This window comes from Streptomyces sp. NPDC041796, from assembly GCF_055590785.1.
In genome coordinates this window covers 1-22018 of record NZ_JBVJAH010000038.1, presented here as the reverse complement: position 1 = coordinate 22018, position 22018 = coordinate 1, and the positions used below count along the sequence as shown (strand labels likewise).

The window sequence follows — 22018 nt, the reverse complement described above, 5'->3', positions numbered from 1 at the left end:
AAACAAGCCCCCCCCCCGACCTTCTTCCTCCCCCCCTTCCCCCCCCCCCCCCCTCCCCCCCACCCCCCCCCCCCCCCCCCCCCCCCCCCCCCGCGATCGGCCGCGACCCCTCGAGCAGGCGGACAGGCGGTACGCCGGGGATTACCGTAGGGATGGTGGGAGTTGGGGACACAGCGAAACAGGACTGCGGGCTGGATTTCACCTGTCTGGCTGATGCGTGAGCCTGGTAACTCGCTCGTCGGCCTCCGTGCGGACAGGCTTCCATGCGTTCTGATGGGGAGCCGAAGTCCAGACGAACGCGGACCGATGCGATCCCATGTGGCTAGCTGCTTTGCTCTGAGGAATCGCCAGTGAACTGAGCAGCCTCGCAGCTTAGTATGCGTCGACCGGTCAGGATCAGTGATCACGCTCCTCAGGCGGACGAGCGGCCAGCAAGATGTCTCGCGTGGAAAATAGGAAGACAGCCAAGGTCCGTAACGGATCGAAAGTTTCTACGTCAGATAAGTCATGGGTATCTTGCGTGCCAGGCAGCCGTGGATCGAGCTGTTCTGCGGGATGGAGTCGCGTCAGTTCAGCTACTTGATCGAGAGCCTTCGGGACTACGGAGTCGACACAGGACGTGGTCGGCCTTGGTGTCTTGGGCTCGAGGACAGGGTACTGCTCGTGGCCATCTATTACAGGACAAACGTGACAATGCGACAGATGGCCAGCTGGTTTGACATCTCGGCCGCAACGGTGTGCCGAATTGTCGCCCATCTGGGTCCCTACTTCTCACTCGAGCGCATTACACGTCCACTGCCGACCGACGAGCGGGTCTGGGATGTCAACGGCGAATTTGTTGCTTCAAAAGAGTGCCCAGTAGGCGTCGAATGCCAACATCACTCTCAGATTTACCTAGAAAATGATACCCGTCTCGCTGTATCCAAAGCCCACCCCTTGCTGAGGGAAAAGGTAGCGGCACGGGGGAATGAGCATGCCACGAACTAGGTCTGTGAAAGCACCCGGAATGGCTCTGCGAGCCCACGGCAGACTGTGGGGTATGGAGCTGAAGACGAAATGCTGGCTAAGTTGCACTCGCATCCTTAACGCGTCACTCACGAAGCCGCAGTTTTAGGAATGGAATGAATTACCCGATCATGCGAAAATCATTGAAGATCCGCACGGTGGGCCTAGTCCTCGGGGCACTATCTTTGCTGGCCAACGCGGGCTGCACGCAGTCCAACGATGAAGCAGAGCCGACCGAGGCGTCCGTAACTGGGAAGTTCGGCCAGAAACCCAAGGTTGCGCTTCCTGATTCCCGAAAAGGCCCCGACGACATTTCCGTAAAGACCTTGGTGAAGGGAACCGGGCGCAAGGTAGAGAAAGGAGACTTCGTGCGCCTCGACTATCATGCTCAGGCAATCCAGGATGGCCGTCTGCTAGGTAGCACGTGGCCACAGAAGAAGGCAGAGGAAGGCAAACTAAGAAGCCAGCTGGTAGGTCGGCTGAATGGCGCTCAACCGATCCTCCCTCCGAAGGTTGCTGCCGCTGTCGTCGGTAAAACGGTAGGCAGCCGGATTGAAGTACAAGGCCCCTCCGTAAAGATTTTCGAGCAGAAAGGCACCGCCTCGCCTGGTCCGAAGGAAAGCCAGGTGTGGGTCATTGATGTCGTCAACTCAGTACGAGTTAGCGGCAACACTCAGCAGGTCAAAGGAACGGCTCCAGAACCTGGTATGCCATCGGTCGAGAGCAAGGCTGGATCACCGGCCACAATCAAGATCCCATCGGGGAAAAAATCCCCAGAAAAGTTGCGTGTTCAGCGTTTGGTTGAGGGTACTGGTCCCGGGATCAAGGCTGGCGACGCTTTGGTCGCCCATTACACCGCGTCGCAGTGGGACGGGAAGCCTCTTGGATCGTCGTGGAAGCAGGGAGGCCCCATCGCCTTTCAGGTAGGCACAGGGGCCGTAATGATGGGAATTGAGAAAGGGCTTGTAGGAAAAAACGTGGGTGACAGACTTACACTAGTCGTTCCCCCCAAGCTGGCGTATGGGAACGCGCCGCCAACCGGCAAGCAACAGGCACTTGTTATTGTCGTCGATGTGCTCGCACGTCTTTAGTAGGACTCCGTTAAGTCTTCCGGTTGGGGCTGTTCGCGGGTGGGCATGTTGGATGCGTGGATGCGCGCGAAGTGGACGGTGTGCGGGGGGAGTTGGCGTCGTATGTGGCTGATGTGTTCGCCTCTCTGAGGCGCAAGGACCAGCGGGCTAAGAGTGACTGCTACCTGCGGGGACTGATGCTGGACGGTCGGCGCAAGTCGATCCAGGCCATGGCCGCTCGGCTGCCGGACGGCAACGAGCAGAACTTGCAGCAGTTCGTGAACCAGTCCACCCGGGATCCGGTGCCGGTGTAGCGCCGGATCTGCGGGCGCATGCTGCCGCTCATCGCTCCGACGGCGTGGGTGATCGACGACGTGTCGCTGCCCAGGGACGGAAGGATGTCGGTCGGGGTGGCTCCGCAGTACTGCGGAGCCCTGGGCAAACGCGCCAATTGCCAGGTCGCGGTCAGTGTCCATGCGGCGACGGATACCGCCTCCTGCGCGCTGCAGTGGAGGCTGTTCCTGCCGCGATCATGGGAAGCGGACGCCGATCGAAGGACGTCCACCCGCGTCCCGTCTGGGGTCACCCATCGTGAGAACTCGACACGCTGGCCGGCTGGGACATGAGGCCTCGATCGTGGTGGCGGATGCCGCCTGCGGCACCAACGCACACTTCAGGGCTGGGCTTGCCGACCGCGGAATTCCACTATGTCCTGGCTATCCGGGCAGACGTGAGTGCCTATCCGTTCGATGCTGAGCCCGAAGCGCCGCCCCGCAAGGGGTTGGTCGGCTGCTGGCCCCAGCCGCGCTACCGGCACCCCGCACCGTCGGTGGCGACCGTGGCCGCTGGTCTCGGGCCGGAGGCATTCACCACGGTCACTTGGCGGCAGGGCACTCGAGGCCGGCTGAAGTCTCGCTTCGCCGCCGTGCGGGTCCGGCCCGCCGGCAAGGCCGTCGAGCGTCCGGTCAAAGCCGCAGCCTCGTCCACGCAGGGCTGGTGGGACGGGGTCCTGCCTGACTGCTGGCTGCTGGTCGAATGGCCGGAGCACGCCGAATCCCCTACCGACTACTGGCTGTCCAGCCTCCCGGCCGGCACCCCGATCACCGAGCTGGTCCGGTCGGCCAAGGTCCGCTGGCGCATCGAACACGACTACCGGGAACTCAAGCACGGCCTGGGCCTGGACCACTTCGAGGGACGGTCCTGGCCTGGCTGGCACCACCACGTCACCCTTGTGACCGCAGCCCAGGCTTTCCTCACAGAGCAGAGGCTGGCCCCAAAAGTCCCAGAACCGGCCTCACTCTCTACCAGACCCTCGATGCCCTCCAAGACATCCTGAGGTGCTGGACCGGTGTCTGCACCACCTGCCGGCAGCCCCTCCCGGACAGACCACACACCACACCAAGATCAAGAGCAACCTAACGGAGTCCTATTAGAAGATCAATTTAGAAGGATCAGGCGACAGAGGAGAATTTCTAGTGTCGGCCAAGAAAGTGAGTAATAAGACTGCCTGCCTGTCGTCTGATGGATACAGAAGCCGGCACCGACGGGCTGAGATTATTTTCTCCGCCCAGTCAAGTCGCTAGCTGCGCGCGTGGCGAGAAGCTTTACCTGCTTAAGTAGTAATACCGTAGAGGCGCTTTACGGCGTCCACTTCGAAGGCGTTTGGCTCCGATGGAAAACCACACTCCGGATTAACTGCAGAGTAGTTCTTTGTTCCAATGCCATTCATGATGGTCGTGCAGTGAAACACAGGGGTGTGGCCGAGTCCCAAAGTATGGCCAAATTCGTGTGCCGCCACCCTCACGGTTTCATCGTTAAGCTTGATCACTGAGCTGCCGCACGGATTTGACCCTTCCGCGTCACCTGCATTGATACAGGTAGTAGCCAAGCCGGCGTGAGGCAAGGATGTCTCCTTGGTGATCGTAATTCCATTGACCGGCTTTTCTGCAGCCTTCACCAGCATCGGATATCCAAGTTTTCTATTCCAGGTACTTGCCGCCCGATCGATCGCCCTCGACATGTGGGAATCACCTGTGCCGTCATGGTAAAAAATATACGGGCGCCCAGTGTTATAGAATCCAGAGGGCTCGGTTTTCACCTTAAGGTAACGGGTCCCCGGAACTTGCGCGGCGGGAGTGGGCGTCTGCACTATTGACATAGATGCAACAAGTGCAATACTGGAAAGGGTTACAGATCGCCAAAGTTTCCGGCCTTGGAAAACGCGAGCGGAGGGAAAGAAGGACATGTCAAGTTGCCCAACTAGCGAGAAGGTTAAGGGAATCCATCCTATTACGCGGCGTCTTCGGTTGCCGCCAGGGCACTCCGTGACTCTGTACCGTAAACCGCTCTGTCAGGAGTAAATTCCGACCGGTCGGGGAGCCCCCGGAGTCCTGGGCTGTGAAGACATCTGTTGGCCCCAGTAGATCATGCGCTTGGCTGAAGTAACTGGAGGCCAGCAAGTGGTGAGCGTGATGTAGCGTCCAGGTCTCGTAAACCCTGAATAACGCGGAACAGGTGCAACCACTGACACGTTCTTAGGTGATGTCACGTACGGGCCAGCGGCAATCGCATAAACGTACCATGTGGTAGAGGTTTCGATATACAGAAGGTCGCCTGCCCGCAGCCGATTCAGGTGGGCAAAGGGAGCTCCATGTGTAATGCTGTGAGCCGCTAAAGCCACATTACCGATCTCGCCCGGCAGCGCGGATGGGTAGTGCCCGATGAAGCCGCGATTAAGAACTTTTGCACGGCCGATTCCCTCGAAGATGGGGACACGCCAGCGGGCACCGAGGCGCGGAACGTACAAAATACCGATGGCCTCCGATCGACGTGGCCGAACCTCGGTAGCCCTTGGCGACTGCAATGTCGTCGGCCCTGTCGGAGGGATGGTGCTCGGTGAGCTCTGCGGCGGCGGAGGCCCAGCTGTGACCGGCGCTCTGCTGGGGGCAGGCTGCTTGGGAACGGGTGCCTGGTCCCAGCTTCTTTGGAGCTGGGAAATCGTCCGTTCTTGCTCATCACGAGCACGGTCCGATGTCCACCACAGTTCGTAAGAAATGAACAACGCCAGGACTAGGCCGAGTGTAACCAGCAACTCACCCAGGACTATTAGGCTGCCGCTGCGAGCGAACGCCTTGGTCCGCTTGGGCACGTTTGCAGGCATCGTCCTTCTCTTTCCCCGCATCGCTGCAAGCTGTCAGCGAATCACCTGGACTGCGGTTATCGATAGCGTTGTCGGAGCATAAGCACCCCTCACCGGGGATCGACATGCTGCCAACCACGCTTCCCCCTGCCGTGTAGTAAGCCCTGCTGATGCCGGCACTGGCTAGTTTCTTCACGCAGTCCGGGCATGGCCTGGCGAGCATCGGTACGCCTGAGGCATTAACGCGTGCTACGTAGACGGTGGTCACTGTTGATGTACCTGCCCGACGCAGCGCTGCCACTTCGGCATGAAATGTACTGTTGCGGTGGTCGATCAGTGGCGAGTTCCGCTGTTTGTTGCACGCCGCCACGATGACTCGGCTTCCGGCCACTAGGACAGCACCCACCTTATACCGGCACTTCGACTGGCCTGCCTGACGAATCGCCAAATTAATCAAGGACATATGAGGCACTCAAGGGTAGATGGGCGTATGTGTTAGCGGCGCTCACCGCGAAAGGAAGCTGAACTGGTCGCCGATGCGATAGTGGGGAGCAGCACGTCCAGCCATCATGGCATGTGCGATATCAACAATGCGTTCACTGGCTTTTCCGTCGCCGAAGGGGCTGGGGCGGCTTTCTAGTAGAAAAGGTAAGCTGCTGTCGGCGATGACCCGTGACGCCTCGGCGGAAATTTGGTTGCCAACTGGGATGCGGACGGCGAAGCCCGCATCAACTGCCTCTGGTCGCTCTGTGTTATTTCGGATCACGATCAGTGGCTTCTTGAGTACTGTGCACTCTTCCTGGATGCCACCCGAATCAGAGATGAGGAGGCGCGCATGGCGTGCCATTGATAGAAACGTCGGATGATCTAGTGGTGGAGTGCATTGCAGTCCACTTAGGCGGTCACTCAACCCGAATTCTCGTGCCCGAGCCATGGTACGGGGGTGGATGGGAAAGACCACTGGAAGCGGCATCCGTAATAGTTCATGAATGATTGTGTCAAGGCTGCTCTTGCTGTCGGTGTTCTCCGGTCGGTGAATGGTCGCCAGAACGAACTCGCCGTCTGTTAAGTTGTATTCAGTAAGCACATTCCGGGAAATGTGTCGCGGGGGTAACGACTCTTCCAATGCCTCGATTACTGTATTGCCCGTGATGCGGATATACTCAGGCGAGACTCCCTCCTTAATTAAGTTATCTGCGCTCCTCTCTGTGGGAGCGCAGTGCATATCGGCAAGTGTGGCGACAACTCGCCGGTTGATTTCCTCAGGCATCGAGCGGTCAAAGGATCTGAGTCCTGCCTCGACATGCATGACCGGAATTTGGCAGTAGTTCGCAGCCTGGGCGCCAGCCGAAGTAGCGTTTGTGTCTCCTTGCACCACAACGAGCGCAGGTCTCGCGTCGGTGAAATGGTCGATCAGCTGCTCGATTGCGCGCGAAATCTGGATGCCGCGAGGCCGCCCGCTGATACTCGAAAGTCGTACTCGGGGGTTGGGCAGCTCGAACGATCTGAAGAAGCTGGTGGAAAGGTCGTCGTCTTTATGCTGACTGGTATAGATGATCCTGGCGTCGTCACCTAAGAGACGGATTACTCGTGCCAGCTTGATGATCTCTGGGCGGGTTCCAAGTACGAATGCGACGTTGCCCGTATTGCTCATGAGTGGAAACTCCGGGATGCGGCGGCTGGGTGGGGATTTATGACCGGATAAGAGCGTTGAGCTCTTCGATTTCCCGGTGAAGGGGGTGGCAGGTATGGCAAACCTCAAGATGCCGCCTGATTTCTTCAGTGCCGCACTGCCCGAGTCGCCCTCTGGAGTAGGCCGCGAAGCGGGCCACGAAGTATGCACATCGGGTGGTTGTGTTGTTGTGATTAAGGTGAACCGTGAGATATGCTTGCCGCAGCCCTTCCTTGGCGCGATAGGCTAAGGCGGCAACACTGTTAGGGCTAATTCCTAGATGTTCCGCCAGGGCAGCAGGCTGTTGGCCCTGAATAACCGTGTACCAGAGAACTGTTCTCCATCGGTCCGACAGTGACTGAAGGGCTTCCAATACCAGAGTGTGCTCGTAGTCCCTTATGGCCTCGCTGCCGGCTGACGCCGCGTTGTCTACCTCATAGACTTCGACGTCAGGAACTGCCACTTGCCGCTCTGCTGTCTTGCCCCACTCAGTTACGACATTTCGAAGGACTGTGAGCAGATATCCACGGAAGGACGCGGCAGGGCCGCCCCCTGATTTGAGTGCCTGCAGGACTCGGAAGAATGATTCGGCCACGAGATCCTGCGCCACGTGGGCGTCTTTGGCGTAGAAGGACGCCAGGCGTGCTGCGGAAGCATGATGCCTTTCAAACAGTACGGCGAATGCCTCGATATTGCCACGGCGCACGATTTCCGTGAGTTCCTGATCGCTACATTTGATGAGAACCGCATTCTGGGCAGGAATTGAAACCGCAGCAGGTCGGTCATACACGGCCGAATTCGACAAGACAACTCCCGGATCTGTTAGGCGTAGAGTCGAAAAACATTCATGCCGATAGGCTGCGTTTGGTGTCAGGAAGCTCCGGGCAGCTTTCCTCCCCGCGGCACTTGATAATTTACTCATGGCTAGTTGCGCGTGCTGACCCGGTCACACGCTACATGTTTCTAGGCCAGCGGTGATGCATGCTCAATACTCTGAACGGGTAATTTATTCCCAGAGGGATGCCGCATTCCTCTAATTGCTGGAACTTGCTGGATGTGGCGTCATACTGCTGGGCGAAATCAGTCACGCAGCAATTTGGGGGAGGGGTGAGGTGAAAGAGTTCTAGAGAAATCCGATTTCCCTGGCTCGTCACGTGCCGTGGCCCGCGAACCCTGGGTGCGTAGGTCTATCCATAGCGGAGCCTGCGCATACGCAACTGGGCCACCGCCCTCGGGCGATGGAAGCGGCTAATGGAGCACCTCATAAAGAGGAGAGCATGCAGCTCTGACGGAGCATTGGCCCAGCAGTCAGCAGTCAGCAGTCAGCAGCCAAGAGCCCGCAGCGTCAGTCCACCAGGCAGGGCGAACTTACGCGAAGCCAGCCACTCAGACGCTTTATGCCGCTTTGCGACGCGTCGGCACTGTTTTCAACTTCGTCTCGTCAGGCTGTTCTGATGGTGCATCAGCGCGTGATACGTCTGACGCGGGGTGGCCCCCCAGCCTGCGTGCTGCAGGGCGGCCGACCCGCCGACGGAGTCGGGTCGGCGGGTCGGCCGCTGTCAGGTGTCTGGCAGATGCTTTGGGGATGGAGGCTGGCTACCGGACGGCGGACGGGACAGGCCGGCTAACCCCTTCAATCTTCCACAGGATGCCGTGAGTGTTGGCTACGTAGGCGTCACCCTGGCTGCTCAATGCCACTGCAGTGGGATTCCCGAGCCCTGCCGCTGCCTCCCTGACCTCGCCCGTCTCAAGGCTGACTCTCAGGACACACCCGTCCCTGAAGGTCGACGTGTAGGCGAAGCCACTCCCGTCGAGTGCGATTCCGTATGCATCGCCAATCCCAGAGGCGATGCGCTGTGTTTCTTTAGTGCGTAGATCCACTGCGTATAGGTAGCCGTTGTGGGACGTAATATAGGCGGTACCGGCACCATCCAGCGCCAGGCCCCAAGGATCACTGAGTCCAGCGACAATCTCGGTGCGGAGGCCTGACCTCGCGTCTACCCGATACAGCCTTCCCAGTGCGGACACGACGTAGATGGTTTTGGCGTCCGCGCTCACGGCCACGCCTGCGGAATAGTCGATCCCGTCCGCGGTGGCAGTGGTCAATCCAGTGGCGAGATGCACCTTGTATAGAGTTCCGCCATAGAGGTTGGTGATGTAGGCGGATCCGCGGCCATCGAGGGTGATGGCATTTGCCTGGCCGAGATTGGCGACCTCATTGAAATTACCAGTGCCCAGGTCAACCTTGTTGAGTGCTCCTGTGTAGAAGTTGGAGACGTAGGCGTGGCCTTCACCGTCCAGAGCGACGCCGCCGGCCGAGGCATTGCCCAGCCCGATAGCCACCTTGTGGTTCGGGGCGCTCTTGTCGCATTCCGGGGATCTCGTTTGCGGGGTGCAGAGCACGGCGTCCTGGTCTGCAGCCATTGTGTCACCACATCGAGGGGAAGGGCATGAAGCGCTGGTCGTGAGAGTGGTGGGGCTGCCGGGGGAGAGGCCGAGCTGCTGTCGGTGGCGTGGCATGTCTGGTTCAGGAGTCTCTGAGGGGACATGCATCGTGGTCACAGTGTGCTCCGTAGGGGGTAGCAGGTACGTACAGGCAATGCGAACTACGCTCTGGTGGGACCGGCGGGGGCGCTTAGCTGTTCGGAGATATTGGCTATAGCGCGGCAGGTGCTCGTGCGGGAGCCATGTGGCTCCGGAGAGGGGGGAGAGGTTTGAGCTCGGTCGGGTTAGATCTTGCAGCCACCCTGGTGGCGATGAAGGCAGCACTTTCTGGCAGCCGTTGACATAAGTGCTGCGGTGGCTCCGGGGTGCTTCAACGAAGTGATCGGCGTTCTCCCGCCCGTACCTGGCAGCGGCCTTACAGGATTCAGCGGGGTGGATGCAATCATTGCGTGATGCCAGCTCGTTGTGCGTCCGAGTTCACAATGAATGCCGATGTCCCTAGTTCCCTCAGGACGGTCTTCACTTGGTCTCTCACCACCCCTCCGGATCTGCCTGGATGGGCACTTGGACGACGCTGTAGCGCTGGCCGTTGTCGCTGTTCCGCCACCCGAAACAAGGCGCAGGGTGCAGGCCGGGATCTGCAGGGTATGCCGCTTTGAATCCGCCGCCGAGGCTGTCATCAAGGACCGTGGGACGACAACTAGGTTCATTCCACGATGGCGACGAGGACGGTTCAGTGAGGTCATCGGAGGCGTATGGTCCATGGACCGTGGCCTTACGCGAGCCGCCATTCTCGCGCCTTGCCGTGACACCGGTAGGCATGGTGACCCACAGATGTCGTGGGTGGTGCGGCATCTTCATGGAGGCTCCGGATCAGAGCTGTGATGGATGGTCGGGACAACCGTGTCGGCGTCTGGTCCAGTGGCTTGGGCAGGCAGCGGATATGGTCGCCCGCTTCCCCGCGTCTGACCAGTCCTTGACGGGACCGCCGGGCGGCTCGTTGGGGCGCTATAGGCCTGGGCGAGTCGGGAAGCTTGGGTGGCGTGGTTGTATGGCTCGAGCGCTTTTATGAGGCGTGCTCGATGAGTCGCTTGCTCCCAGCATGAGTGGGAGAGACGGGTGGCAAGGGAGGCTAGCTCTTCTGGTGAGTCGGCCAGATCGGGCAGCTGAAGTGCTTCCATAGCGGGGATCTGCCGCGCCACCACCGGAAGACCTGCGTCTGCTGCTTGCAGGAGGAGAGGCGTTGTGCTTCCTTCCCACGCCGCAGTGTGGACGTAGATCGATGCGCCGCCCAGCACCTTTGCAGTCTCGTTTCTGTCGAGGCGACCGGTTACGTGGACTCCTGCATCCCGCAGGACGTCTTGGTAACGCTGCTCGCCGGTTCCGATCCAGACCCACGTGAGTTGCTCTGCAGGCGGGGTACTGGCGGCTCTAGCGAAGTACCCGGGATCGGTTTGGGCACACAGGGTGCCCATGCCCACCGCTACAGGCGGCGAGCCAAGCTTTCGCACAGCGGGCGTCGCTTCCTCTGCCGGGTGAGGAAGTACCTGAGGCACATGAATGATGCGGTGTGTGCGGTGCAGGCGGGCTGCAAGATGTGCTTCCCGTGGACTCGCCGCAGCCACGGTGGCTGCTCTCACTGCCAGGAGGTACTCCGTCAGGACATGCGCTGTCCGCCGGATCAAGGAGATGTCACGTCGTTCGAAGGTGTAGCCGTGCGGTGAGTAGATGATGGACTGCGTCGGGATCCCGCGGTTGAGGCGGACGTAAGCGCCCGCGCTGGCACAGTGAGCGTGGACAAAGGCAGGCTTTAAGCGTTCATACGCGTCGCCAACAGCGTGGAGGCGGTCCCGCCGGGCTGCAGGCAGTCGCAGAACGCCTGCCAGATGAGAAGGAATCCGGACGCTTCCCGTTACGCGTGAGGTGATCAACCAGTGCTCAAGGTGACGACTGGCAGCCACATATTGGTTGATGACCGCAGTACTGTCTTCCCCTAAGGAAGTCACGACATGGAGCACCCTGCTTGCGCCAGCTGACGGGTGCGTGGCGACGGTAGCCATGGCTCTCCAAGTTGGAGTGGGACGATTCCGTTTCGACCGGCTCGGCCGACGGTCAGTACGATGCAGGGTCTCGCCATATGCGGTCGCTGATCGGCATACAGGGACTAGCTGCTCTCAAGCTGCTCAAGTCAGCGCTGGCATGAAGCGGAACGTAATGCTCCACCAGCGGCGGAAGGCAACGTCGAGGTGCATTCATGCGTCACCCTGGCTCCCGCTACGCGGTGCAATAGGCAGGGCGACCAGGCCAGCTGGCGACGCTTGTGGGTTCATGGCAATGCCCAGGATGAATAGCAGCGCATAGCGGACCACGGTATAGGTTTCACCGTTTATGGCTCGTTATGACTGCTAGGTGCTGGCTCGGGATCCACCCATGTGGACGCAACCTGGCGCCCCTTGATGCGACCTTTAGCCATGCCGGACGCAGCGCTCGCATCGGATTGCCTGAGGTGAACCCCATCAGCGAACACAGTGGGAGCCGTGGTGAGCCGGCAGACGTACTTACATGCAGCAGCGGTGCCAGCAAGTCCTCACACCCTTCGAAGGAATCGCCCGTGGAAGCGGTCTTCTCCCGCAGGGGTCTCGCCGCTGTGACGATCTGCTCAACTGACTTGGAGGTGGAGCTGCTCGGCACTCCTTGGAGGTGGAGCTGCTCGGCACTCCAAGCCAGAGTGTTCCTATCACTCTGCATAGGGCCGCCCTTCAGCAGGCAGTCTCTGGCCAAACGAGTCGCGTTCCCAGTCACCGCTTCGTTCCGTTTCACCCGCGGCGGCTGACCAGGCACGGGCCTTTGGCGCGTTCGACGAGGCATCCGCGGAGTTCGGGGACGGCCCCGGCACCGGCCGGCCCGGCTGTTCGCCGAACGTGGCTACGTAGCCAGCCCACCTCCGCCCGAATCTGCGTCTGGCCAGCATCCGGTCGCAAGTGCCGTCGGCAATCTCAACTGCAGATCCCTCCAGGACACTCGCCCGTACAGAGCTTGAACGCGATGCTGCCCAGCAGGTGGCGGTGATCCCGCCACCGGCCACGGGCCCGGCCCCCGGATGCGAGCAGCGGCTCGATCACCGCCTATGCGGCATCGGATATCTCAGACGCAACCCTCCACGACCGACCCAACGATCAGATGACCAGAGAGACCTTGCTTGGGCACATGTGCTGCGCAGAGTCACAGGCCAGGCACTGCTGGGAGGCCGAAGTGGTTAGGCTGACTGACTCGGACCCGTGGCGACGGCTGGCGTCTTTTCCGGGTTGTACGCCGACGGAAGCGGAAGCAGAGCGGCTGGCGAACCAGCGGGACTCAGGACTACCTTGCCGGCGGAACACCAGGCGCAGAGAAGCATGACCCCCACGAAGCACGCGGACAGGGCCGGGACGATCATGGCCTTAGGGGCTTCAAGGGGGTCGCCCAGTGCGGCACTGGCAAAAGCGACTACGGTGAGTCCGCTCATGAAGCACGCTGCCACACTGAAGGACCAGCAGCGAGGGTTCCTGCCCGAGCCGCGGAGAAGTGCCACAGCAACCAGCGTGCACAACAGTAGGTAGAGCACGAGGGCAGAAAGCGCACGGGGGGCGAAGATCTGCCCCACTGCGCTGACCACACACCATCGGCAGTCGGCCGAACGGGCAGGTGTACGTGCATCCTTGGGATAGGTACCGATGTCGGTCGGGCGAAACGTGAGAAGTTGCTGGGCTGAACGGCTGACCAGGTCAAGGCTGGTCCCTGGATGGCGAAGCAGGAAGCTATGAATGTTCGTGGGGGTGATCGAGCGCGCGTGTGTGGGCCAGGCGGGGTCTTGTCTTGCTGTGGGGTATGCCCACCACGATTGACCGGCGTAGGTGGCAAAGTTCACCGGTAGCCCGAGGTCCGTGCTGTCCTTCTCGGGTTCGGAGCTATTGCCCAGGATGTTTACGAACGCCTGGTTGTAGGCGCGTACATCGGCAAGCCTTGCATCCTCCCCCACATGCACAGTCAGTGACACGCCGGCCAGCAGCATTGCGCACAACCCGGGGATGAGCCGACGTGACCACCCGCTGGTCATGTCGCGCCAGGGTACGCGAACGAATGCGAGAACGGCCAGGAAGGGCAATGCCAGGACAGCGTTGCCGGGTTCAGCCCCGATGGCCAGGATGCCACCGACGGTGAAGATGCCGCATCCGGCGGTGCGACGCCTCGTGCGGCCGAACACCATAACTACACCGACCGACGCAATAACCAGACCGCTCAGTGCGGCCAGATGGACATTCATGGATGCGGCGTAGTTCACGAATGCTGAGTCAGCAAGGACCATAAGCAGCACCGCGGAGGCCAATAGGCGGCGGAGAAGCGATGCACGGACCAGCGCGAAGGTGGCGGCCACGGCCACGCCCGTCATGAGGCACCACCAGGCAGCCAGTACGCGAAGGTCCAGGGCGCCCGGTAGATCGAGCCAGGAGGTCATGGTCTGTGCAGCGGAGAGCAGCCAGCGCTCACTGCTGGGGAAGTCCTGGCAGCCAGTGGTCGGCTCTCCGCGGTCCCACCGCAGGGCCACGAAGTCGAAGTACGGCGACGCGCGAGAGGCATCGTGCGGCACGAGGCCGATCGAGCAGGTGAGGCGATGGGATGAGCCGTCGTCTGCGAGCCCGGTGACCGTGGGCGCGAACACGCGAATGGTCATGACGCACGACGCGACGATGCCCACCAGCAGAGTGATCCACTTGGACGGCACGAAGACAGTCTTGCGTGGCGCGATGCGTTGGATCGCATTGTTTCCGGCGCTGCGGAGGCCAAGCAACTCAGTTCCCCGAATCAGACAGGTGCCGAGGACGTCGGCAGGTGATCAGAAAAAAGGCCATGTAGGTGAGCACCAGGGCCGCCAGGATTAGCAGGGAGCCGAGGACTCGGTGTGACAACGGATAACCGTCTGCGATGCCCCAGTGCTTCACAAACTCAGCGATCATCACCACGCGCACTTGATTCGCCGCGAAGAGCAGGAGGCCGGCCAGGATGGCAGAGGACCAGATTCTGATCACGGATACGCGGCGACGGAAGATCACCATTCCGCCGGCTAATGCCAGAAGGGGCGCGAGGAGGAAGGCCGACGTGCACTCGGGAGAGATAGTGAAACCACGCACCACAGTGGGGCTCATGTGAACGAGCACCGTGGGCCCGTGAGCGTAAGCAGGGTGCAGACCCAGAAGCCCGGTGTTGACAAGCCAGCTGGCGGTGGATGCCTCGGCTGCCCGCACGTCAGCTTGCGCGACGGCGAGAAACACAGCGGCCGTCAAGCCGACGAGACCAATAAGAAGTCGCCCAGCAAAGGGAAGCATGGTCAACGGCTGCCGCTTCTTCTCGCCTGGGTCTGACCAGGTCGCCGGAGTTGTCGTACTCATTCGCCAGCCGCCCGTGCTGCCGATGCCTTACCTGCCGCTGTGGCTGCTTCAAGAGCGGCGGGTGCACGCCCGACTGGGAGTTCGACACTGCGGGCGGTCTTGTCCCAAACTTGTCGCTTTCGGGTGAGCATGAACAGCGCCCGCCAGCACGCGATGTAAGCGACGTAGTTCCAAAGGATCAGGAGGTGCGCGAGCGCGACGGCACGGATCAAGCCAATATGAGCCTGTGTGCCGTAGCAGCGCTTGTAGTAGAGATAGGCGGCCGTCAAGATGGGGCCGAAAGACACAAAGTAGAGGACCACGGCGGCAACGATCTGGACGGCTGGCGTGGACCCCAGCAGAGCTGGCCCCTCGTCCGTGTACGTCATGAGTGACTGCACGAGCCCGATGTGAAACATCACACTCCACGGCAGGACGAGCACCCACGGCACACCGAGATAGAGGGACAGCTCCAGTACAGCCAGACCGCCCAGCTCGCGAGAGCGCCAGATGCCCGGCAGGTGGCGAACGCAGGACATGTGGCCCTGGAACCACCGCGCCCTTTGACGAAGGAGAGGGCGGTATCGGTCAACCGCTTGCTGGGTGACCCATGCCTTGGGTGTGGTGTCCAGCCTCCAGCCAGCCTGCAGTAGTTCCAGGGCAAGCTCGAGGTCCTCCGTCATACAGCGACCCCATGGCTGCGTACTGAGGCTCAGAAGCGCTGTCAGGCGAGTGAACTGCCCGTTTCCACCCAGGCTGACTGTCGCGGAGCTACGCCGCCCGAACTGAGAAATGGCCGACAAGCCCCAGAATTCGAAGTCCTGCATTCGCGTGATCAACCGCCCGTTGCGGCGGATCTGCACCGCGACTTGGGCACCGCCGACCCGCGAGTCCTCGAACAGAGGAAGGACATAGCCAAGGGCGCCGTCGGACAACCGGCCGTCGGCGTCCATCACGCAAATGATGACCCGATCGGGGTCCAGGTCATGTTGTGCGACCTCCGCCCGCACTGCGGCAAGGCCGTGATTCAGCGCAGGCCCTTTCCCCATGCGCGCCTCTGGCAGCTCGCGGCGCAGAACCTGGACGCGGTCTCCGCCGGACTGCGCTGCGATCGGGCCTGTGTCGTCGTCGCTGGCATCGTCAATCACGATCACCCGGCCCGCGCCGGCGGAGACAAGGGCGCGCACCGTGGCGCCGATGACTCGGGCTTCGTTCAGGCAGGGAACCAGGACGAAGACCTCCCACCCGTCCGAAGCCGTTGCCTGCACTGCCGTGTCGGACTGAGAACTGGTATGTCGCAGCAGTCGCAGCCCAAGCCAGGACCATACGAAGAAGTAACCCAGACCCACAGCAACAACTGCTGCGGTGAATGCGCTGTACAGACCTGCAAACAGACGTACGTCAAACCACGACATGAACGAACAGGCTCCTATGAACGGTGTAACAAAGGGCAGCCTGCACCACGGCAAGCACTGCCCAGCGTGACGGTCTCCTGCCGCCTACCGCCGGCGGGCACTGCGGCGCATTAAGGCCACGCGCAGAAACAGAGCGCCAACGGATAAGAGCGAGGCCGCCGCGACCGCTAGGGGAACCGTCGTGGCACCGGTGTTTGCGAGACCACCGACGATGGGCGGGATGGGGTACATAGCGTCACTCCTCGTTGCTGGTACTAACGGATGCCCCGAGCGGAATCACGACCTCGAGGGGCGTATAGCTCCGATACAGACAGAAGTGATTCTGTGGGCCATATGACGCCTGTCCCTTCGTTTGGGGCAGTCTCGCCCATGACTGGTATGATCATCGCGTCCCTTGGGGCGACTCCTCGGTATACATAAGAGACGCGCTGGTGATGCGGCCCAGATACGTGCCCAGAACCACGTACCTGCCGCTGTGGTTCTTAGCGCTCACTCCCCATGCGCTCCGGTGCGAACTACTCATTCGCCGCGGTCTCAGTCCACAAACTCTAGGGGACTTGCAATCGTCGCTCGGCAAAACTTGCCGATGCTGCTGGGGCCCACGCTCGGCAAGCTGCGTGCAGCTGCAGCCCCTCAGCAGCCCTGAGGGGAAGAGCCGGGCCACGAGCAACCACCATGCCTTGGCCCCAGCACCCCTGCAGTCGGCCTATGCGCCCCGGAAGCACACTCGCTGCGCGGCAGCAGCACCACATGCGTGAACTCTCTCAGCAGTCCACAGTGACCGGATAGGTCGTCACTTTCTCCGCTCACACGAGCACCGCTCAGAAGCGGCAGACCGGACTGTCGCTCCGTTCGTGAACGGCTACGACGTCCAAGCCTCTACGGCACATGCCCTTCGTGGATGCTGACCACCAGACAGCGTCGGCAAAGGCTTCGGGCCACCGCGACGTTGTTACAACCGGCACCATTCACGCCGGCGCAGAGCTCCAGCGTATGGGCATCAGCGCCAGGATTCGAACCTCCAGCGCTGTGCTCTTTGGAGCAGGAAACGCACATCATGTCCTTCTTCGCCTTGCTCACGACGACACCGCAGTTTTTGCAGCGGTTTTCAAGCACCGACACCTGTTTGTCAGACTGGTCTAGCCCTGATCGGGTGTCACCACTCCCGCTGCTGCGGAGGGCCAACCGAACCGGGCGGCGCTCCTCGCATCGGGGACAGGCCATTCCTGTGTCGATGTCGATGCCGTCTTCGCAGCGTGCTGCCCGGCAATCACCATCGCCAACCAGTTTGACGGCCACTCCTACGGGGCTGGAGAGGCCCTCCCCACCCGCTTGCACGTCTGCTTTCCTTGCGAAGCCCCAGGCGAACCAGCGCCGCTCGATTCGCTGAGCGAGCTCGTCCACTGTTCGCCAGCGCAGAGCGTCGAGAATGGCGTCACGCAACACCTGAGGCCGGTACTGAGGCAGCATGGCCCGCAAAGCCGCAGGGTACGACTCTTCCACAGCCCTCACTGCCCTGCTCTGACTGTGGCTCATCCGAGCTGTATGGCTCTTCGACTGTGACTTCGGCGGGCGCTTAGCCGCCTGGATACCGAGGCTCGCGCGCCCGCTACTACCTGTACGTGCCCTACGGGCGTCAGCGGCGCTGCGCGCCGAAGGCGCACCCGTCTCGTTAGATTCGTTTCTTTCAGCTTCGTCTTCTTCAACCCCCCGCTGGGGGGCTACGGGCCTCCCCTCAGCGGGGGTACGTACCCCCGCTGAGAGGGGTGCGCGCTGACCTGGTACGTCTCTCTGGGAGGACGGCAACGGAAGCATTTCTCCAGGTGAAGCCGTGCCCCCGTGTGTGGGGGTACGGAAGCTCGCCAAGTGTGGAGGCTGGAAGGGCGCAATGGGCGGCTCAGGGCGATGTTGCTTGCGGGCTTGCTTCCTGTCTTCAGCCGTTTGCTCACAGCAGCTCTTCAAAGCGCGGCGGACTGCACAGAGCCATGCATCAAACTCCTGCTCACGCCGTTGGCGTGATTCCTTCGTTTCGTTCCCGGAGCCACGGTTGAGGCCGTACCACTCGCCCAGTGACAGAGCGCCGGCATAGCCGGGTGGTGGCGTCTGGTGCACGACGTAGCGGTTTCGGCGTACGAGCCCAACTGTCGACCGATGCACATCTACGGCTCTGATGACCTCAAGCTCAAGCATGTATCGGGCGACGTGCTCTGGCTTCTTGAGCTGCAGTAGCCGTGCCAATGTCAGGAGGCCGGGCCACACTTCGGTGTCGTTGCGAGTGACGTTGATGTGAGCCGAGAGTCCCCAGTACAGGGACAGCGCGTCGGGGGACGCACCGGACAGCAATACCCAGTCCGACACCATCGTAAATGGGGCACGTCGTCCGAGCGCCATTTCGAATGTCTCATCGAGCAGCTGCGGCTCGGTCATGCTCATACGGGCCACCCCGTGCGGATGCTCAGACTGACGGCATGAACGGCTGGTCTAAGATGCAGAAGGCTTAGTGTGGTTCGGAGTACGCAGCCTTGAGTCAGTTGGCCGGTTCGGCAGCCGCGCACCGTGGTGTGTCGCAGGACCAACCCAGGGGGCTGCACCACTGCCAGAGACGGTGGCCAAACGAGGCTTTGCTCGTGCGCCCTAGAGTCACTTGGTGGCTCCTCGGATGATCGGGTGGGGACCCTGTCCGCAGCGGTGGCGATACTTGGTCGGTCTGCCAGGTCATGCATTTTTCGTCGTGTCTCCCCGACGTCGGGGAGCCTTGAACAGCAAGGTAACCATCAAAAATCAAGGACAAAAGGCTCTCAGCGCTGGCGTGCCAGCATCCGAGGCCTATCCTTGGTACGGGTACCCATCTGGACCACGCTGTGAGTGGGTACCTGCGAGGTCCCCTCGCTATTCACGGCTCAGAGCTTGCTAGGCGCTGGAGTCGATCACTAAGAAGCGGTCTCCGTTGTGGCGACGGGGGCCGCTTCAGGTGTGTACGGGGGCTAGGGCGGGTAGGGCCTTCTAACTGGCAACCGCCTCATCCGTAGGGGTGCAGGCGGAAGCGGGATACTTGGCCGCAAGCCCGTCCAGGAGTCGGGCATATGCCATCAGATTAGGCTTTCGTGGCTTAGCTACTCCAGCCTCCCAGCGCAGCACTTGGATGCGGTGCACTCCGAGAGCTTGCGCAACGTCCGTTTGCGTAAGCCCTGCTGCCCGGCGCAACCGGACGCGAACAGCAGGAGACGGCAGGATGTCGGGGCGCTCTACTAGTGCGTCCACAGCGTCGAGGACTTTTCGTGTCATCATGTGTCTCCCCACTCATGACAACAGCGAAGGTTACATCAGAACCTACCGCTGCAAACCCGCCGAAATCGGCAGTGTTGACGGCGTGTCACCCGCAGGGAGCGGCATGCAGGTGTCCATGGCGCAGACAGGATTTTGGGTGGACGAGGGTGAGCGCAAATCCGAGTCGTCACTGAGCCTCTTTCATCCTGTGTTTGCGCAGATCAGAAGGGTGTGGACGGCACGGACGTTGCGGCCGAGGTGGTTGGTTGAGCAGCGTGCCCTTTGTAGCAGGCGCCTGGACTTGAGTTGGGCGAAGGCGTGTTCGCCGGGTGGGCGCAGGCGGGCGTGGTCGCGGTTGTACTGCTGGTAGTGCTCGGGCAGTTCGCGGTGTCCGTAGTACAGGGGTGCGGACGGTGGCGCTGGCGCCTTGGCAGGCGCGGTCGGCCAGGATGATGATCTGCCGGGTCAGGCAGGCTTGGATGATGCCGTGGGCACGGGGCTGCGGTCAGGTCGTGGGCCTGTCCCGGTGCTGCCCGTGGTAACCACAGCGGGGTGCCGTCCGGAGTGGTGATGACCTGGACGTTCATGCCGTGCTTCTTGTGTTTCTGCGAGTAGTACGGCTCGTCCGCGCGGATGCGGTCGGTGGGAATCAGCGTCCCGTCGACGATGACGGAATCGTCCTCGCCCAGGCCAGCCAGGGCCTCGTGCAGGCCCGGCGCCCAGGCGGCGAGGACCTCGACCGTCTCGTCCACGTACCGCCACGCCGTCGCCTCCGACACCCGAACCCGGCCGCCACCTGGGCGAACGTCTCGTTCTTCCGCAGGTGGGCCAGCACGAGCAGAGCCTGCCTGAAGCAACCCAGCTTCCGCCACGGCGAGTTCAGTTCACGCCTTCGGGCGCAGATGAGCCAGGAGACATGCTCGACCAGCTCATACGGGACGTCGAGCATGGAAGGATACGGAACCAACCGAGCCCCTCCGTCGCCAGTGTGATGAGTGAGATCACCACGCCAACGACGAGGGGCTCTGCCACGTCACCACACCCGCTGACCAGCCCGTTTCACTCCTGTAGCACAGGATGAAAGAGGTTCACTGGCATAGGGCGGAACGGATGAAGATGTCCGCGGTGTGGAGGGCGGCGAGATGGACGGTGGCGCTCTTGTTCTAGTGATCTGGTTTTGAGGTCGTGGGTCGCCACGTGAGGTGTCCCCTGTTGCGGATTGCGGCGTTCTGCTGCGGCGGGTAGCGCGCTCGCGCTGTGCTGTGTGGATGGGCGATACGCGGCTGGAATCTGTCGTGTTGTCGGAGGCCGAGCGGCTGACGGTTGGAGAGCTGGGCCAAGCGCCGCTCGACCGCGCAGGGACTGGCCCTTCGCGCACGCATCGTGCTGGCGTGCGCGAACGGCTGGAACAACACCGTGGTCGCCGCGCGACTCGGTGTCGGCAGAGACACCGTGCGCCGCTGGCGCATACGGTTCCTCACCCTGCGGCTGGGCGGACTCGCCGACGAGCCGCGGCCCGGGGTGCCGCGGACCATCACCGATGCCCAGGTGGAAGAGGTGGTGGTCCGCACCCTGGAGCAGACTCCGCCCGGCGGGACGCACTGGTCGAAACGGGAGCTGGCCAGGGCCGTGGGGATCTCGCCGGCGATTGTGCTGCGGATCTGGCACGCCTTCGGCCTGCAGCCATGGCGGACCGAGACCTTCAAGATCTCACCCGACCCGTTCCTGATCGACAAGATCCGCGATGTCGTCGGCCTCTACCTCGCCCCGCCGGCCACGTCGGGACGTTGCCCCAATCTATTCCAGCCATACCGGCAGACTAGACGGAGAACCCCGACTTCATCACTTAACGTGATCAGCGCATCGGGTGTCTCGGGAATTCGCGTCACCTCAACATGCGAGCCCACCAGTCAGTCCCGAGGCCATATCAGATCCCACCCAGCACCGGACAGTTCATGGCGACGCATCACCACACCATGATCCACAAACCAAGATCACTTTGACGATGAGAAGTCTGGTAGCTCGTCTCGTGGACCACGTGCAGCTCCGGCCGGTTGGGGAAGTGCTTCGGCAGAGCCTGCAGACCTGTCCCGGGCTCCATCGCTGGTCCAGATGGTTCTGGATGAAGTCCCGCAGCTCCGGGCTCTCGATCTTGCTGGGTTTGGGGCGGGGCAGGCGGGAGGCCGCACGGGCACGGGCGGCGAACGGGCGGCACCGGCCGTTGGTGGGGTGCCGGTTACGACGTAGCTCCCGACTGATGGTGGACGGCCTCCGGCCCAGTTCCGCCGCGATCTTCCGCACCGACGCCTGCTCCCGCACCCGATCGGCGATGTAGATCCGCTCCTCCTGCGTCAGGTGCCGGGACGACGAGACGACCTGCTCAGCCCGCACACGATGTGCGAGCTGAGCAGGTCTCGTCTTCGTTGCCTTGATGCCGTTGCGCCACCGCATTCCCGTACGGATGTTGACGCCGACGATCCGGCACGCGCTCTTACTACTCACGCCCTGAGCTTGTTCAGCGGTGAGTCTCGAGGGTGAGGATGGTTTTGACGATTGACGTCATCCGGTGTGGGTTGCAGCGGGTTTGCGGAGGATCCGCC

General features: G+C 61.7%; 15 protein-coding genes and 3 pseudogenes. 4 read left to right on the top strand and 14 right to left on the bottom strand.

The window, feature by feature from the left end:
* Nucleotides 1–507: 507 nt before the first annotated feature.
* From ACZ6C1_RS36745 to ACZ6C1_RS36735, 3 genes and pseudogenes are all read left to right on the top strand, one after another.
* A complete protein-coding gene (locus tag ACZ6C1_RS36745; protein WP_469247389.1) occupies nucleotides 508–987 on the top strand; it encodes a helix-turn-helix domain-containing protein in 480 nt (159 codons plus the stop codon).
* Nucleotides 988–1121: 134 nt separating this feature from the next.
* A complete protein-coding gene (locus ACZ6C1_RS36740) occupies nucleotides 1122–2096 on the top strand; it encodes an FKBP-type peptidyl-prolyl cis-trans isomerase (RefSeq protein ID WP_469247388.1) in 975 nt (324 codons plus the stop codon).
* A 56-nt stretch (nucleotides 2097–2152) separates the two neighbouring features.
* Nucleotides 2153–3411: pseudogene (locus ACZ6C1_RS36735) on the top strand (IS701 family transposase).
* A 276-nt stretch (nucleotides 3412–3687) separates the two neighbouring features.
* On the opposite strand, the gene ACZ6C1_RS36730 reads toward ACZ6C1_RS36735, so the two are convergent.
* The 13 genes and pseudogenes from ACZ6C1_RS36730 to ACZ6C1_RS36670 form a co-directional block, all read right to left on the bottom strand.
* Nucleotides 3688–4095, bottom strand: a complete 408-nt coding sequence (locus tag ACZ6C1_RS36730) for a zinc metalloprotease (protein ID WP_469247387.1) — start codon at nucleotides 4093–4095, stop codon at nucleotides 3688–3690.
* Nucleotides 4096–4425: 330 nt separating this feature from the next.
* Entirely contained in the window at nucleotides 4426–5235 is an 810-nt protein-coding gene (locus ACZ6C1_RS36725) for a class E sortase (RefSeq protein ID WP_469247386.1), read from the bottom strand.
* Nucleotides 5168–5677, bottom strand: coding sequence for a deaminase (locus ACZ6C1_RS36720; RefSeq protein ID WP_469247385.1), 510 nt, complete (start codon nucleotides 5675–5677; stop codon nucleotides 5168–5170). The genes ACZ6C1_RS36725 and ACZ6C1_RS36720 overlap by 68 nt, the downstream gene beginning before the upstream one ends.
* A gap of 42 nt (nucleotides 5678–5719) precedes the next feature.
* Entirely contained in the window at nucleotides 5720–6868 is a 1149-nt protein-coding gene (gene wecB, locus ACZ6C1_RS36715; RefSeq protein ID WP_469247384.1) for a non-hydrolyzing UDP-N-acetylglucosamine 2-epimerase, read from the bottom strand.
* A 37-nt stretch (nucleotides 6869–6905) separates the two neighbouring features.
* Complete coding sequence (locus tag ACZ6C1_RS36710) at nucleotides 6906–7676, bottom strand: RNA polymerase sigma factor (protein ID WP_469247383.1); 771 nt, start codon at nucleotides 7674–7676, stop codon at nucleotides 6906–6908.
* 806 nt (nucleotides 7677–8482) lie between these two features.
* A complete protein-coding gene (locus tag ACZ6C1_RS36705; RefSeq protein WP_469247382.1) occupies nucleotides 8483–9310 on the bottom strand; it encodes a Vgb family protein in 828 nt (275 codons plus the stop codon).
* 878 nt (nucleotides 9311–10188) lie between these two features.
* On the bottom strand, nucleotides 10189–10806 hold the full coding sequence (locus ACZ6C1_RS36700; protein ID WP_469247403.1) for a glycosyltransferase family 4 protein: 618 nt from the start codon (nucleotides 10804–10806) through the stop codon (nucleotides 10189–10191).
* 1781 nt (nucleotides 10807–12587) lie between these two features.
* Entirely contained in the window at nucleotides 12588–14093 is a 1506-nt protein-coding gene (gene wsfD, locus ACZ6C1_RS36695) for a glycan biosynthesis hexose transferase WsfD (RefSeq protein ID WP_469247380.1), read from the bottom strand.
* Between the two features lie 67 nt (nucleotides 14094–14160).
* Nucleotides 14161–14694, bottom strand: a complete 534-nt coding sequence (locus ACZ6C1_RS36690) for a hypothetical protein (protein WP_469247402.1) — start codon at nucleotides 14692–14694, stop codon at nucleotides 14161–14163.
* 59 nt (nucleotides 14695–14753) lie between these two features.
* Nucleotides 14754–16151 carry a glycosyltransferase gene (locus ACZ6C1_RS36685; protein ID WP_469247379.1) on the bottom strand — a complete coding sequence of 466 codons (1398 nt, stop codon included), beginning with the start codon at nucleotides 16149–16151 and terminating at the stop codon, nucleotides 14754–14756.
* Between the two features lie 879 nt (nucleotides 16152–17030).
* Nucleotides 17031–17630 carry a hypothetical protein gene (locus ACZ6C1_RS36680; RefSeq protein ID WP_469247378.1) on the bottom strand — a complete coding sequence of 200 codons (600 nt, stop codon included), beginning with the start codon at nucleotides 17628–17630 and terminating at the stop codon, nucleotides 17031–17033.
* Nucleotides 17631–19154: 1524 nt separating this feature from the next.
* The gene (locus tag ACZ6C1_RS36675; RefSeq protein WP_469247401.1) at nucleotides 19155–19436 is read right to left on the bottom strand and encodes a helix-turn-helix domain-containing protein; all 282 of its coding nucleotides are present in this window, start codon (nucleotides 19434–19436) and stop codon (nucleotides 19155–19157) included.
* A 183-nt stretch (nucleotides 19437–19619) separates the two neighbouring features.
* Nucleotides 19620–20426, bottom strand: a pseudogene (locus tag ACZ6C1_RS36670) (transposase family protein).
* A gap of 315 nt (nucleotides 20427–20741) precedes the next feature.
* Here ACZ6C1_RS36670 and ACZ6C1_RS36665 point away from each other — a divergent pair.
* Nucleotides 20742–21398, top strand: coding sequence for a helix-turn-helix domain-containing protein (locus ACZ6C1_RS36665; RefSeq protein ID WP_469247377.1), 657 nt, complete (start codon nucleotides 20742–20744; stop codon nucleotides 21396–21398).
* A gap of 19 nt (nucleotides 21399–21417) precedes the next feature.
* Here the strand turns inward: ACZ6C1_RS36665 and ACZ6C1_RS36660 are convergent.
* A pseudogene (locus ACZ6C1_RS36660) lies at nucleotides 21418–21926 on the bottom strand (transposase); the annotation flags it as partial.
* Nucleotides 21927–22018 lie beyond the last annotated feature (92 nt).

What these genes read in the sequence shown, in the direction of transcription:
- ACZ6C1_RS36745 (WP_469247389.1), top strand. Translation starts at nt 508, where the DNA reads ATGGGTATCTTGCGTGCCAGGCAGCCGTGGATCGAGCTGTTCTGCGGG.
- ACZ6C1_RS36740 (WP_469247388.1), top strand. Translation starts at nt 1,122, where the DNA reads ATGAATTACCCGATCATGCGAAAATCATTGAAGATCCGCACGGTGGGC.
- ACZ6C1_RS36730 (WP_469247387.1), bottom strand. Translation starts at nt 4,095, where the DNA reads ATGTCGAGGGCGATCGATCGGGCGGCAAGTACCTGGAATAGAAAACTT.
- ACZ6C1_RS36725 (WP_469247386.1), bottom strand. Translation starts at nt 5,235, where the DNA reads ATGCCTGCAAACGTGCCCAAGCGGACCAAGGCGTTCGCTCGCAGCGGC.
- ACZ6C1_RS36720 (WP_469247385.1), bottom strand. Translation starts at nt 5,677, where the DNA reads ATGTCCTTGATTAATTTGGCGATTCGTCAGGCAGGCCAGTCGAAGTGC.
- wecB (WP_469247384.1), bottom strand. Translation starts at nt 6,868, where the DNA reads ATGAGCAATACGGGCAACGTCGCATTCGTACTTGGAACCCGCCCAGAG.
- ACZ6C1_RS36705 (WP_469247382.1), bottom strand. Translation starts at nt 9,310, where the DNA reads ATGGCTGCAGACCAGGACGCCGTGCTCTGCACCCCGCAAACGAGATCC.
- ACZ6C1_RS36700 (WP_469247403.1), bottom strand. Translation starts at nt 10,806, where the DNA reads ATGGGCACCCTGTGTGCCCAAACCGATCCCGGGTACTTCGCTAGAGCC.
- ACZ6C1_RS36690 (WP_469247402.1), bottom strand. Translation starts at nt 14,694, where the DNA reads ATGCTTCCCTTTGCTGGGCGACTTCTTATTGGTCTCGTCGGCTTGACG.
- ACZ6C1_RS36685 (WP_469247379.1), bottom strand. Translation starts at nt 16,151, where the DNA reads ATGTCGTGGTTTGACGTACGTCTGTTTGCAGGTCTGTACAGCGCATTC.
- ACZ6C1_RS36675 (WP_469247401.1), bottom strand. Translation starts at nt 19,436, where the DNA reads ATGACACGAAAAGTCCTCGACGCTGTGGACGCACTAGTAGAGCGCCCC.